Genomic DNA, 13,068 nt, shown 5'->3' with positions numbered 1-13,068 from the left:
TCCCACCGCCCCCTACCTGCTCGTGATGGACGTCGACTCCACGCTCATCACCGAGGAGGTCATCGAGCTCCTCGCCGACCATGCGGGAACCCGTGCCGAGGTGGCCGAGGTCACCGAACGGGCGATGCGCGGCGAGCTCGACTTCGCCGCCTCGCTCCGCGAGCGGGTCGCGACCCTGCGTGGCGTACCGGCCGACGCGCTCGACGACGTCCGCCGACGCGCGACGTTCACGCCGGGGGCCCGAGAGCTCGTCGCCGAGGCGCACCGCCGAGGATGGGTCGTCGCTCTCGTCTCCGGAGGGTTCACCTCGATCGTCGGAGGCCTCGCGTCAGAGCTCGGCATCACCCGGTACCGGGCCAACGGGCTGGAGATCGTCGACGGCGTGCTGACGGGGCGCACGGCAGGCCCGGTCGTCGACCGGGCGGCCAAGGCCACCGCGCTCGCCGCCTACGCCGCACAGGAGGGAATCACGCCCGACCACACCATCGCGATCGGCGACGGCGCGAACGACCTCGACATGATCGCCGCGGCCGGTATCGGCATCGCGTTCGCGGCGAAGCCGGTCGTCCGCGAGCAGGCGCCGTACGCCGTCGACGGACCACGACTCGACGCCGTCCTGCCGCTGATCGACAGGGTCGTCGCCGAGCGGGACCGCGGCTTCGTCAGCGCGGAGGGCGCGTGACCTCGACGAGTCGCGCCGAGCGTGGTTCCCACGCGGCCCACGGCTCGGCGGACTCCAGCACGCTGTAGGTGGCGGTCGGGACCCCGACGCGCACCTGAGCGACCGCGCCGTCCAGGGAACCCGGACCCCCGAGCCGCTCTGCGGTCGCAGCCATCGTCGGCTCGTGCCCCACGACCAGCAGCGTCCGGACGCGGGCGTCGACCGTCTGCAGGACGTCGAGCAGGTCGTTGACGCTCGCCGCGTAGAGCGAGTCGTGCACGTCCACGGGGACGGTGGTGGGGAGGCGAGACGCTGCGAGCTCCCACGTCTGGCGCGTTCGCAGTGCGGACGAGCACAGGACCAGGTCGGGGACGAGCCCTGCCGCGGCCAGCGCTTCGCCGACCCGGCCCGCATGCTTGCGCCCGTTGAGGGCGAGCGGACGCAGGACGTCGTCGCCGTTGCCCGCGGGTTCCGCCTTGGCATGGCGCAGGAGCACCAGGCGGTGCAGAGGGCTCGTCCCAGATGCTGTCATGGCATCAGAGTCCCATAGCGTGCACACCGCCGTCGACGTGGACGATCTCGCCCGTCGTCGCGGGGAACCAGTCGGACAGCAGCGCGGCGACCGCTCGCGCCGTCGGCTCGGGGTCGGTCTGGTCCCAGCCGAGGGGCGCGCGCTCCGGCCAGCCGTCCTCCATGGACGCGAAACCCGGGATCGACTTCGCGGCCGTCGTCCGGATCGGGCCGGCGGAGACGAGGTTGCTGCGGATCCCGTCCGCACCCAGGTCACGTGCGAGGTAGCGGCTGGTCGACTCGAACGCGGCCTTCGCCACACCCATCCAGTCGTAGACGGGCCAGGCGAAGCTCGCGTCGAACGTCAGTCCCACGATGGAGCCGCCCGAGCTGAGGAGCGGCTTCGCCGCCACCGCGAGCGACTTCAGCGAGAACGCCGATACCTCGAGGGCGGTGGAGACGTCGGCCCACTCGCCCGACAGGAAGTTGCCGCCCATCACGCTCTGGGGTGCGAACCCGATCGAGTGGACCACGCCGTCGAGGGAGTCGACGTGCTCCCGGACGCGGTCCGCGAGCGCCGCGAGGTCCTCGTCGTCGGTGACGTCGAGCTGGACGACGGGAGCCTCCTGCGGAAGCCGACGTGCGATCGCCTGGGTGAGGCGGAACTGGCGCCCGAAGGAGGTGAGCACGACCTGCGCTCCCTCCTCCTGGGCGAGCCGTGCGACGTGGAACGCGATCGAGGCGTCGGTCAGCACGCCGGTGACGAGGATCTTCTTGCCGTCGAGGAGGCCCATGGTGGGTCCTTTCCAAAGGTGTGGGGTGTGGGAACGGGACGATCGGGTCCCAGGAGTGGTGAGGGAGGGTCAGTGCCCCATGCCGAGGCCGCCGTCGACGGGGATGACCGCGCCGCTGATGTAGGCCGCGTCGTCGGACGCGAGGAACTGCACGACACCGGCGACCTCGTCGGACTGGGCGAACCGGCCGGCGGGAATCGTGGCACGGTACTGCTTCTGTCGCTCCTCGGGCAGCTCCGCGGTCATCGCCGTCTCGATGAATCCCGGGGCGACGACGTTGGCCGTGATGCCGCGGGCACCGAGCTCGCGCGTGATCGACCGCGCCATCCCGACCAGTGCGGCCTTCGACGACGCGTAGTTGACCTGGCCAGGCCCGCCGTAGAGCCCGACGACCGAGGAGACGAGGACGATCCGCCCGCGTCGCTGCCGGATCATTCCCTTGGCCGCCCGGCGAACACAGCGGAACGTCCCGGTGAGGTTCACGTCGACGACGGACTCGAACTCGTCGTCCGTCATCCGCATCAGCAGCTGGTCCTTGGTGACACCCGCGTTGGCGACGAGCACCTCGACCGGCCCGAGCTCCGCCTCGATCTGCGAGAACGCCGCGTTCACGGCGTCGGTGTCCGTGACGTCCGCCACCGCCCCGAACACGCCGTCGGGCAGGTCTCCCCCGCGGTAGATCGTCGCGACCCGGTCGCCGGCGGCCACGAACCGTTCGGCGATCGCACGGCCGATCCCACGCGCGGCCCCCGTCACCACCACGGTGCGGGGCTCTTGTGCTGCCTGATCCACGGGACTCCTCATTCGTCGGGGCTTCGATGCGCTGCTCGGTCGACGCTACCGTCCGGACCCCGCTTCGGCGGCCGGACACAGCGCCCAAGCGCACCCTGGCTCTTTGTCGGGTTCCCACAACGGCCTACACTGACGTGGTGAAGAAACACCGCACGGGGGACGCCGTGCAGGGCGTCACCTCGGCGCTGGATCCGCTGTCCGACGACCAGGCTCGACGCTTCCGCGTCTACATGATCCAGATGACGATCCGCACGGCCTGCTTCTTCGGCGCCGTCTTCATCGACCACTGGGTCCGTTGGGTCCTCGCGGCCGGGGCCGTCGTCCTGCCGTACATCGCCGTGCTCTTCGTCAACGCCGGGCGTGACCACACGGAGCGGCGGATCGATCCCGTGCCCTACGGCCAGCTGGGCTCTGCACCGTCGCCCCTGCCGCCCACGCCCCCGGACCGGACCACCGACCCGGGTCAGACCACGCACCCCGCGCCACCCCCCGACGACACGGAGTTTTTCATGAGCACCCCCGCGGCCGACACCGTCTCCGGTGAGCTGATCTGCAGCGGCAAGGGCTGCCGCGACGAGGCGCGCTGGGGACTTCTCTGGAACAACCCGAAGCTTCACACCCCGGAACGCCGCAAGGTCTGGCTCGCGTGCGACGCGCACCGTGAGCACCTGGAGACGTTCCTGGGCGCGCGCGACTTCCTGCGTTCCACGGTTCCGGTCGCCGAGCTGGAGCACGAGGACGATCTGTGACGGACGCGCACCGGACGCCACGCGAGTGGGCCACCCTGGCCGTCGCCGTCGTCCTGCTGACCGTCGTGTGCCTGCTGGCCGCTCGGTGGCAGTGGCACCGGTACCACGTCCGTGAAGAGGCGATCGCCGTCGTCGAGTCGAACTACGAGTCGGAGCCTGTGCCGCTCGAGGAGGTCGTGACCGGCCCCGGTGACGAGCTGGACGAGGCCGACGTGTGGCGCCAGGTCACCATGACCGGGACGTACGACCCCGACCAGACGGTCCTCCTGCGGAACCGCCCGGTCGGCGGGACGCCCGGGTTCCACGTGCTCGTCCCGTTCGAGGTCACCGAGGGGTCGGCGAGCGGAACCGTCCTCGTGGTGGACCGGGGCTTCGTCACCTGGGGCGAGGACTCGATGTCCGCGGCCGCGATCCCGGACCCGCCCGAGGGAACGGTCGAGGTCACGGGTCACCTGCGCGAGGACGAGCCCGCCTCCGACCGGCAGGCGCCCGACCACCAGGTGCAGGCGATCTCGACGGACCAGGTCCTGTCCGAGGGCGCCGACGGCGGCGACTGGGCCGACGGACGGACGACGGGCGCCTACGTGGCGCTCGTGTCAGAGGACCCCGCGCCGCAGACGGCGCTCGTCCCGGTGCCCGAGCCGGACACGGACCCGGGTTCCCACCTCTCGTACACGGTCCAGTGGATCATCTTCGCCGTCGGCGCGGTGGGCGGTTTTATTGTCCTGGTCCGCCGCGAGCGCGGGCCGTCGATCGTCGCGGGCAACCTCACGACCGACGGCGAGTCGGTCACTGTCGCACCGCGCGACCGTCGGCGCCGGGACGAGGACGACGAGGACGCCGAGATCGACTCCGCCCTCGGCGCCGGCAGCCCGCCTCAGGCCAGGGACACCAGCTCGGCGTAGGAGTCGTTCCACAGGTCCTCGTCCCCGTCCGGGAGCAGGAGCACACGTTCCGGCGCGAGCGCGGCCACGGCACCGTCGTCGTGCGTGACCATCACCACGGCGCCCTCGTAGGTCGAGAGGGCACCGAGGATCTCGGCCCGGGACGCCGGGTCGAGGTTGTTGGTCGGCTCGTCCAGGAGCAGCACGTTCGCCGAGGACACGACGAGGGTCGCGAGCGCGAGCCGCGTCTTCTCGCCCCCGGAGAGCACCCGGGTCGGCTTCTCCGCGTCGTCGCCGGAGAAGAGGAACGACCCCAGCACCTTGCGCACCTCGGTCTCGCCGAGCTCCGGTGCCGAGTGCTTCATGTTCTCGAGCACCGTCAGGTTCATGTCGAGCGTCTCGTGCTCCTGGGCGTAGTAGCCGATCTTGAGCCCGTGACCCGGGTGCACCTGCCCCGTGTCCGGTTGGTCGACCCCGCCGAGGATGCGCAGGAGCGTGGTCTTCCCGGCACCGTTGAAGCCGAGGATGACGACACGGCTGCCGCGGTCGATCGCGAGGTCCACACCGGTGAACACCTCCTGCGAGCCGTACGCCTTCGACAACCCGGTCGCCGTCAGGGGCGTCTTTCCGCACGGTGACGGCTTCGGGAAGCGCAAGTGCGCGACCTTGTCGCTCACGCGCTCGCCCTCGAGGCCGGACATCATGCGCTCGGCGCGCTTGATCATGTTCTGCGCGGCGACGGCCTTGGTCGCCTTCGCCCGCATCTTCTCGGCCTGCGCGAGCAGGGTGCTCGCCTTCTTCTCCGCGTTCTGACGCTCGCGTCGACGACGACGCTCGTCGGTCTCGCGCTGCTCGAGGTACTTGTCCCAGCCCATGTTGTACTGGTCGAGCTCGCCCCGGTTGGCGTCCAGGTGGAAGACCTTGTTCACGACGGCGCGCAGCAGGTCGTTGTCGTGGCTGATGATGATGAGCCCGCCCGAGTAGTTGCGCAGGTACTCCCGCAGCCACACGATCGAGTCGGCGTCGAGGTGGTTCGTCGGCTCGTCCAGCAGGAGCGTGTCGACGCCCGAGAAGAGAATGCGCGCCAGCTCGATCCGACGACGCTGACCTCCGGAGAGCGTGCCGAGCGTCTGGGCGAGGATCCGGTCGTCGAGGCCGAGGTTCGACGTGATCGTCTCCGCCTCGCTCTCCGCCGAGTAGCCTCCCGCGGCGACGAACCGCGCCTCCAGCTTGGGGTACCGCTCCATCGCCGCCTCGTGGGTCGCGACGTCGGCGCTCGCCATCGCGCCCTCGGTCTCACGCATGTTGCGCACGATCTCGTCGAGCCCGCGCGCAGACAGGACGCGGTCCATCGCGACGACCTCGAGGTCGCCGGTCCGCGGGTCCTGGGGAAGATAGCCGATCTCGTTGCCACGGACGATCTTCCCGGCGCTGGGCAGGGTCTCCCCCGCGAGCGTCTTGGTCAGCGTCGTCTTGCCGGCACCGTTGCGCCCCACGAGTCCTATCCGGTCTCCCGGGGCGATGCGAAAGGTCGCGCTCTCGAGCAGCACGCGTGCACCGATGCGCAGCTCGACACCCTGGGCATTAATCACGAAGCGGGTCCTCCTGAAGTGGTGGTGGCCTCGGAACAGGTCAAGGGACGAACGAGGCACAAACGAAACCAGTCTAGTCTCTGCCGGCTCGGCCCGGGCCCGTCGTGACCGATCACACGCTGCAGCGGGTCCGGCCGGAGCCCGTTGATAGTCTCGTGCCGTGAGAGACGGCGAGATGGCGGTCCGGCGCGCGCTCGCCTCCGAGCGCCGCGTCGCCCTGCTCGACCTTCTCGACGGCCGGGACGGCACCACGGTCGACGACCTCGCGGCGGCGACGGACCAGCACCCGAACACGGTCCGGGAACACCTGTCCGTCCTCGCACGCGCCGGACTCGTCACGAGCGAGCCCGAGCCGCGTGCCGTTCGAGGCCGTCCCCGGAGGCTGTACCGTTCCCGCCCCCGGCCCGACCAGGACCAGACGGCCGAGGCGCGTGGGCACGCCGACCAGGCCGTTCGCACGGCGCTGACGCGGGTCCTCCTCGACGGGTTCGGCACGGACGAGCCCGACCCCGCGGACGCCGCCCGGCGTGCCGGTCTGGCGGTAGCCGAGACTCTCGACCCGACCCCGGTACAGCCAGGCACGTCAGCGGTCCGACACCTGCTGGGACACCTCGAGGACCTTGGCTTCGCACCCGAGACGACCGACGACGAGCCCCGTCGGATCTCACTGCGCCGCTGCCCGTTCCTCGATCTGGCACAGCAGCGCCCGGACGTGGTCTGCGCGTTCCATCTGGGCCTGGCCCAGGGACTCCTCGACCATGCACCGGGGCATGTCGCCGCGACGCGGCTGGAGCCCTTCGTGGCACCGGACCTCTGCCTTCTCGACGTCGAGACGCGCGCGACGGCCGCCGACGACGCTCAGTCCCCCCGCTGACATCGGTCCCACGACCACGAGCCGGACCATCTCCCGACCCGACGGTCGCGAGCCCACCGATGCACAGAGCCCCACCCCGTCGATCGCGACGGGGTGGGGCTCTGTGCACCGGAGCGGCGGTCAGACGTTGAACCCGAGGGCTCGCAGCTGCTCCTTGCCGTCGTCCGTGATCTTCTCCGGGCCCCACGGCGGCATCCAGACCCAGTTGACGCGGAACCCGTCGACGATTCCCTCGAGGGCCTGGGCGGACTGGTCCTCGATCACGTCGGTCAACGGGCATGCCGCCGACGTGAGGGTCATGTCGACCACGGCGTGGTTGTTCTGGTCGACCTGGACGCCGTAGATCAGGCCCAGGTCGACGACGTTGATGCCGAGCTCGGGGTCGATGACGTCGCGCAGCGCCTCCTCGACGTCAGCCGCCGTGGTCGGCGTTGGTGTCGTGCTCATGCTTGCTCCTTGTTCGTCAGGACTCCTGAGGTGACCAGAGAGTCACGCAACGCCGCCCAGCCGAGCAGCGCGCACTTGATACGAGCGGGGTACAGCGACACGCCGGTGAAGGCCGTCGCGTCACCGAGAAGATCCTCCGAGTCGTCGTCGAGACCCTTGCCGCGCGAGGACATCAGCTCGCGGAACACCTCGCCGGCACGCTCACCGGCGTCGACGGACTCCCCCGCCACCAGGTCGTGCAGCACGGAGATCGAGGCCTGCGAGATGCTGCATCCCTGTCCTTCCCAGCTCAGCCGGGCGACGACCGGGTTCTCCGGGTCCGACTCGTCGATCTCGACGCGCAACGTGACGTCGTCTCCGCACGTGGTGTTGACCTGGTGCGACTCTCCGACGACGTGACCGTCGGCGGGCTCCACGAGCCCCTTCCCGTGCAGCACCTTGGCATGGTCGAGAATGACCTGCTGGTACATCTGCTCGAGCGAACTCATCCGTGCAGCACTCCTGTCGGTCGTGGTCGTCGTGCGTGGGCGGCGGACGACATCAGTCGTTCACACCGAAGAACGTGCGGACCCCGGCAAGAGATTCCCGGAACGCCGCGACGTCCTGCGCCGAGGTGTAGACCGCGGCGGACGCCCGAGCGGTCGAGACGATGCCGAACCGCCGGTGCAGGGGCTGCGCGCAGTGGTGCCCCACGCGGACAGCGATCCCTGCGTCGTCGAGGATCTGGCCGACGTCGTGCGCGTGCACGCCCTCGACCACGAAGGAGACCACCGCGAGACGGTTCTCCGGGTCGGTCGGGCCGACGACCCTGATGCCCGGAAGGTCGGCGATCTTCAGCAGCTCGGCCGCCATCTCGCGCTCGTGCGCGGCGATCGCGTCCATCCCCAGCTCGCCGAGGTACTGCGCCGCGGCACCGAGCGCGACGGCCTGCGCGACCATCTGCGTGCCGGCCTCGAAGCGCTGCGGCGGTGCCATGTAGGTCGACTCCGTCATCGTGACGACCTCGATCATCGACCCACCGGTGGTCACCGGGGGCAGCGCCTCCAACAGCTCACGGCGACCATAGAGCACACCGACTCCGGTCGGGCCCATCATCTTGTGTCCCGAGAAGGCCGCGAAGTCGACCCCGAGCTCGTGGAGGTCGACCGGCAGGTGCGGCACGCTCTGGCACGCGTCGAGAACCGTGAGGGCCCCGACCTCGCGAGCACGTCGGACGATCGGCGCCACGTCGGTGATCGCACCGGTCACGTTCGACGCGTGGGTGAACGCGACGACCCGGGCGCGCTCGGTGATCACCCGGTCGACGACGCTCGTGTCGATCCGACCCTCGTCGTCGACCGGGAGGTAGGTCACCGTCGCGCCGGTCCGGGCCGCCAGCTCCTGCCACGGGACGATGTTGGCGTGATGCTCCGCCTCGGTGATGACGATCTCGTCCCCGGGTGCCAGGGCGAACCGCTGCGCGACCGCCCCACCCCGCCCGAGCGTCGCGTTCGACAGCGCATATGCCACGAGGTTGATGGCGGCCGTCGCCCCGGAGGTCCAGACGATCTCACCGACGTCGGCACCGACGAAGCGGGCGACCTCCGCCCGAGCACCCTCGAACGCCTCCGTCGCCTCCTCCGCGAGCTGGTGGGCCCCGCGATGCACCGCGGCGTTCCGACGCTCGTAGAAGTCCTGCTCGGCGTCGAGGACGGCCGTCGGCTTCTGCGACGTCGCCGCGGAGTCGAGGTAGACGAGCGGACGACCCTGCCGCACCGTCCGCTCCAGGAGCGGGAAGTCCGCCCGGACGGCGGCCAGCTCACGCGCCGAGAGCGCACCGTACGTCGGGCAGTGGTCGAGATGCGATGTTCCGACGGTCGTCGTCATCGTGGTCCTCCTCGGTCGATCCGGGAGGTGCCGGCCCGGGCGGCGGCCCGGGCCGGCACCCGCGAGCTACGCGGAAGCCGCACCCGTGAGGTAGCGGTCGTAGCCCTCGGCCTCGAGGCGGTCGGCCAGCTCCGGGCCGCCCTCCTCGGCGATACGTCCGTCGACGAACACGTGCACGAAGTCGGGCGTGATGTAGCGCAGGATGCGCGTGTAGTGCGTGATGAGCAGGAACCCGGCGTCGGTGTTCTCCTTGACGCGGTTGACGCCCTCGGAGACGACGCGCAGCGCGTCGACGTCAAGGCCGGAGTCGGTCTCGTCCAGGACGGCGAACTTCGGCTTGAGGAGCTCCATCTGCAGGATCTCGTGGCGCTTCTTCTCGCCGCCGGAGAAGCCCTCGTTCACGGAACGCTCGGCGAAGGCCTTGTCCATGCGCAGGTTCTCCATGGCGACCTTGACGTCCTTGACCCAGTGACGCAGGGCCGGGGCGTCGCCGTCGATCGCGGTCTTCGCCGTGCGGAGGAAGTTCGAGACGCTGACGCCCGGAACCTCGACGGGGTACTGCATCGCGAGGAACAGGCCCGCGCGGGCGCGCTCGTCGACGCTCATCTCGAGCAGGTCCTCGCCGTCGAGCGTGACGGTTCCCTGCGTGATCTGGTACTTCGGGTGGCCCGCGAGCGAGTAGGCGAGCGTGGACTTGCCCGAGCCGTTCGGCCCCATGATGGCGTGGGTCTTGCCGGACTCCAGGGTCAGGTCGACCCCGCGCAGGATGGGCTTCGGGCCCTCCTTGGTCTCGACGCTGACGTGCAGGTCGCGGATCTCTAGCGTGGACATACGTTTACTCCAGAAAGTTCAGTGGGTGGTGACGGTCTGGTCGACGTCGACGAGGACCCGGTCGCCGTCGATCGTCAGTTGATATACGGCGACCGGCCTGGTCGCGGGGAGCTGGCGTGGCTGTCCGGTGCGGAGGTCGAACTGCGAGCCGTGCAACCAGCACTCGACGAGGCAGCCCTCGACCTCGCCGTCCGACAGCGAGACCGCCCCGTGCGTGCAGATGTCGTCGATCGCGTGCCAGGTACCGTCGGAGTCGCGGGCGACCGCCACCTCGACGGTTCCTGCGGCACCCTCGACCTCGACCTTCATGACCTCCTCGGGAGCAAGGTCACCGGTGTGGCAGACCAGCTCCGCGGTCATGCGCGCGGTCCTTCGATCACGCTCATCGACTTCGCCAGCTCGTCCTCGATCGACGCGAGCAGCCGCTCCTCGACCTCGGGCACCCCGATGTCCTGGATGAGCTCGGCGAAGAACCCGCGCACGACGAGACGACGCGCGTCGATCTCGGGGATCCCGCGAGCCTGCAGGTAGAAGAGCTGCTCGTCGTCGAAGCGACCGGTGGCCGAGGCGTGCCCGGCCCCCTCGATCTCGCCCGTCTCGATCTCGAGGTTCGGGACCGAGTCGGCGCGTGCACCGTCGCTGAGGACCAGGTTCCGGTTGAGCTCGTACGTGTCGGTGGCGGACGCCTCGGCACGGATCAGCACGTCGCCGATCCAGACCGCGTGCGCACCCTCGCCCTGCAGCGCGCCCTTGTAGGTCACGCGCGACTTGCACGCGGGGACCGCGTGGTCGACGAAGAGGCGGTGCTCCTGGTGCTGGTCGGTGTCCGCGAAGTAGAGCCCGACCATCTCGACATCGCCGCCCTCGGCCGTGAACTCGGCGTCGGGGGTCACACGGACGACGTCGCCGCCGAACGTGACGACGACGTGCTTGAGGTGGGCGTCCTTGCCGATCCGCGACCGGTGCGAGCTGGCGTGCACCGCACCCTCGGCCCAGTCCTGCACGGAGACCACGGTCAGGTTCGCACCCTCGTCGACGACGATCTCGACCGTCTCGGTCAGCGTCGCGCTGCCGACGTGGTCGAGGACGACGACGGCGGAGCTGTTCTCCTCGGCGTGCACCACCAGGTGCGCGGCCGTCGCGTCGTTCGACGTGCCCTCGATGCGGATCGAGGTGACGTCGCTCGCCGTGACACCCGCGGGGACGGTCACGACCGTGGCCTGCGTCGCGGCGTTCCACGCGACGACCGCAGCGCGGTCGCCAGGGCGTCCCGCGGTACCCAGGCGCTTGTCGTCGCGACCGACGATCTCGACCTGGACCTCAGGGGCCTCGACGACGGTGGTGATGACGCCTGCGCCGGAGAGGTCGCCGTCGAACAGCGGCATGAGACGGGCGACGGGCGAGAACCGCCACTCCTCCTCGCGGCCCGACGGGACGGGGATGTCGGCGAGGTCGAACGACGTCAGGCGCTCGGCACGCGAACCCTGCGGCGAACTGCCGTTCCCGTGGGTGTGCGCGCCGTCGACGGCAGCACGCGAGTGGTCGGTGCTCAGGCCGGCAGGCTCGCCGCCGAACGCGGCGGCCTCGTCGGCGGTGGGCGTGTTCAGATCAGTGCTGGCGGTAGTCATCAGCCGACGGACCCTTCCATCTGGAGCTCGATGAGGCGGTTCAGCTCGAGGGCGTACTCCATGGGGAGCTCGCGCGCGATGGGCTCGACGAACCCGCGCACGATCATGGCCATCGCCTCGGTCTCGGGCATGCCTCGGGACATCAGGTAGAACAGCTGGTCCTCGCTGACGCGGGAGACCGTCGCCTCGTGCCCCATCGAGACGTCGTCCTCGCGCACGTCGACGTACGGGTACGTGTCGGAGCGAGAGATCTGGTCGACGAGCAGCGCGTCGCAGAGCACGGTCGACGCGGAGTGCTCAGCACCCTCGAGGACCTGGACGAGACCGCGGTAGGACGTCCGCCCACCACCGCGCGCCACCGACTTCGAGACGATCGAGCTGGAGGTGTGCGGTGCAGCGTGGACCATCTTGGCCCCGGCGTCCTGGTGCTGGCCCTCGCCCGCGAACGCGATCGACAGCGTCTCGCCACGGGCGTGCTCGCCGAGGAGGTAGATCGCCGGGTACTTCATGGTGACCTTGGAGCCGATGTTGCCGTCGACCCACTCCATCGTCGCGCCCTCGGCGGCCGTCGCACGCTTGGTCACGAGGTTGTAGACGTTGTTCGACCAGTTCTGGATGGTCGTGTACCGGACCCGCGCATTCTTCTTGACGACGATCTCGACGACGGCGGAGTGCAGGGAGTCGCTCGAGTAGATCGGCGCCGTGCAGCCCTCGACGTAGTGGACGTACGAGCCCTCGTCCGCGATGATCAGCGTCCGCTCGAACTGACCCATGTTCTCGGTGTTGATCCGGAAGTAGGCCTGGAGCGGGATCTCGACGTGCACGCCCGGCGGGACGTAGACGAACGACCCGCCCGACCACACCGACGTGTTGAGCGCGGCGAACTTGTTGTCACCGCTGGGGATGACCGTCCCGAAGTACTCCTCGAAGAGCTCGGGGTACTCGCGCAGGCCGGTGTCCGTGTCGACGAAGATGACGCCCTGCTCCTCCAGGTCCTCACGGATCTGGTGGTAGACGACCTCGGACTCGTACTGTGCCGCGACACCGGCGACCAGACGCTGCTTCTCGGCCTCCGGGATACCGAGGCGGTCGTACGTCGCCTTGATGTCCTCGGGAAGCTCTTCCCAGCTGGTCGCCTGCTTCTCGGTCGAGCGGACGAAGTACTTGATGTTGTCGAAGTGGATCCCGGAGAGGTCGGAACCCCAGTTCGGCATCGGCTTCTTCTCGAACAGGCTGAGGGCCTTGAGTCGACGCTTCAGCATCCACTCGGGCTCGTTCTTCAGCGCCGAGATGTTGCGCACGACGGCTTCGCTGAGACCGCGCTGCGCCGTGGCGCCGGCGGAGTCGCTGTCGTGCCAACCGTATTCGTACGAGCCGATCGAGGCGATGATCTCCTCGTCCGACTGCGGTGTCAGGTTGTCCTGCGTGGGAGCGCTCATG

The 13,068-nt window shown here is 69.8% G+C and carries 15 protein-coding genes and 1 pseudogene; 5 read left to right on the top strand and 11 right to left on the bottom strand.

What is annotated here, in order from left to right; all coding sequences use genetic code 11:
• Window positions 1-25 precede the first annotated feature (25 nt).
• Window positions 26-682, top strand: a complete 657-nt coding sequence (serB, locus tag Q343_RS0109115; protein ID WP_052367070.1) for a phosphoserine phosphatase SerB — start codon at window positions 26-28, stop codon at window positions 680-682.
• Here the strand turns inward: serB and Q343_RS0109110 are convergent.
• The 3 genes from Q343_RS0109110 to fabG all read right to left on the bottom strand — a co-directional run bounded on the left by Q343_RS0109110 (window position 663) and on the right by fabG (window position 2,757).
• The gene (locus Q343_RS0109110) at window positions 663-1,193 is read right to left on the bottom strand and encodes a SixA phosphatase family protein (protein ID WP_029253277.1); all 531 of its coding nucleotides are present in this window, start codon (window positions 1,191-1,193) and stop codon (window positions 663-665) included. The genes serB and Q343_RS0109110 overlap by 20 nt on opposite strands.
• Before the next feature lie 4 nt (window positions 1,194-1,197).
• Window positions 1,198-1,965, bottom strand: a complete 768-nt coding sequence (fabI, locus tag Q343_RS0109105) for an enoyl-ACP reductase FabI (protein ID WP_029253276.1) — start codon at window positions 1,963-1,965, stop codon at window positions 1,198-1,200.
• Between the two features lie 69 nt (window positions 1,966-2,034).
• Window positions 2,035-2,757: a 3-oxoacyl-ACP reductase FabG gene (gene fabG, locus Q343_RS0109100; protein WP_282706020.1), complete on the bottom strand. Its 723-nt coding sequence runs from the start codon at window positions 2,755-2,757 to the stop codon at window positions 2,035-2,037.
• Between the two features lie 26 nt (window positions 2,758-2,783).
• Between fabG and Q343_RS15700 the strand changes: the two are divergent.
• The 3 genes and pseudogenes from Q343_RS15700 to Q343_RS0109085 form a co-directional block, all read left to right on the top strand.
• A pseudogene (locus Q343_RS15700) lies at window positions 2,784-3,113 on the top strand (DUF3099 domain-containing protein); the annotation flags it as partial.
• 153 nt (window positions 3,114-3,266) lie between these two features.
• The gene (locus Q343_RS0109090) at window positions 3,267-3,506 is read left to right on the top strand and encodes a hypothetical protein (RefSeq protein WP_029253510.1); all 240 of its coding nucleotides are present in this window, start codon (window positions 3,267-3,269) and stop codon (window positions 3,504-3,506) included.
• Window positions 3,503-4,411, top strand: coding sequence for an SURF1 family cytochrome oxidase biogenesis protein (locus tag Q343_RS0109085; protein WP_029253274.1), 909 nt, complete (start codon window positions 3,503-3,505; stop codon window positions 4,409-4,411). The genes Q343_RS0109090 and Q343_RS0109085 overlap by 4 nt, the downstream gene beginning before the upstream one ends.
• On the opposite strand, the gene abc-f is transcribed toward Q343_RS0109085, so the two are convergent.
• Complete coding sequence (gene abc-f / locus Q343_RS0109080) at window positions 4,384-5,982, bottom strand: ribosomal protection-like ABC-F family protein (protein WP_029253273.1); 1,599 nt, start codon at window positions 5,980-5,982, stop codon at window positions 4,384-4,386. The two genes, Q343_RS0109085 and abc-f, sit on opposite strands and share 28 nt — an antisense overlap.
• A 160-nt stretch (window positions 5,983-6,142) precedes the next feature.
• On the opposite strand from abc-f, the gene Q343_RS0109075 reads away from it, so the two are divergent.
• Complete coding sequence (locus Q343_RS0109075) at window positions 6,143-6,856, top strand: helix-turn-helix transcriptional regulator (protein WP_155990701.1); 714 nt, start codon at window positions 6,143-6,145, stop codon at window positions 6,854-6,856.
• 120 nt (window positions 6,857-6,976) lie between these two features.
• Here Q343_RS0109075 and Q343_RS0109070 read toward each other — a convergent pair whose 3' ends face one another.
• The 7 genes from Q343_RS0109070 to sufB form a co-directional block, all read right to left on the bottom strand.
• Window positions 6,977-7,303, bottom strand: a complete 327-nt coding sequence (locus Q343_RS0109070; RefSeq protein WP_029253271.1) for a metal-sulfur cluster assembly factor — start codon at window positions 7,301-7,303, stop codon at window positions 6,977-6,979.
• Window positions 7,300-7,791, bottom strand: coding sequence for a Fe-S cluster assembly sulfur transfer protein SufU (sufU, locus tag Q343_RS0109065; protein WP_029253270.1), 492 nt, complete (start codon window positions 7,789-7,791; stop codon window positions 7,300-7,302). Before sufU ends, Q343_RS0109070 begins: the two co-directional genes overlap by 4 nt.
• A gap of 52 nt (window positions 7,792-7,843) precedes the next feature.
• On the bottom strand, window positions 7,844-9,169 hold the full coding sequence (locus Q343_RS0109060; RefSeq protein ID WP_029253269.1) for a SufS family cysteine desulfurase: 1,326 nt from the start codon (window positions 9,167-9,169) through the stop codon (window positions 7,844-7,846).
• 66 nt (window positions 9,170-9,235) lie between these two features.
• The gene (gene sufC, locus Q343_RS0109055) at window positions 9,236-10,000 is read right to left on the bottom strand and encodes a Fe-S cluster assembly ATPase SufC (RefSeq protein WP_029253268.1); all 765 of its coding nucleotides are present in this window, start codon (window positions 9,998-10,000) and stop codon (window positions 9,236-9,238) included.
• An 18-nt stretch (window positions 10,001-10,018) separates the two neighbouring features.
• A complete protein-coding gene (locus Q343_RS0109050; protein WP_029253267.1) occupies window positions 10,019-10,360 on the bottom strand; it encodes a non-heme iron oxygenase ferredoxin subunit in 342 nt (113 codons plus the stop codon).
• Window positions 10,357-11,628, bottom strand: coding sequence for a Fe-S cluster assembly protein SufD (gene sufD, locus Q343_RS0109045; RefSeq protein WP_081829748.1), 1,272 nt, complete (start codon window positions 11,626-11,628; stop codon window positions 10,357-10,359). Before sufD ends, Q343_RS0109050 begins: the two co-directional genes overlap by 4 nt.
• Window positions 11,628-13,067: a Fe-S cluster assembly protein SufB gene (gene sufB, locus Q343_RS0109040; protein ID WP_029253265.1), complete on the bottom strand. Its 1,440-nt coding sequence runs from the start codon at window positions 13,065-13,067 to the stop codon at window positions 11,628-11,630. Before sufB ends, sufD begins: the two co-directional genes overlap by 1 nt.
• Window position 13,068: the final 1 nt, after the last annotated feature.

Source organism: Paraoerskovia marina DSM 21750, from assembly GCF_000701465.1.
Classification (GTDB): Bacteria; Actinomycetota; Actinomycetes; order Actinomycetales; family Cellulomonadaceae; genus Paraoerskovia; species Paraoerskovia marina.
Note: the sequence above shows the minus strand (reverse complement) of the source record. Positions and strands in the feature narration are given on the sequence as shown.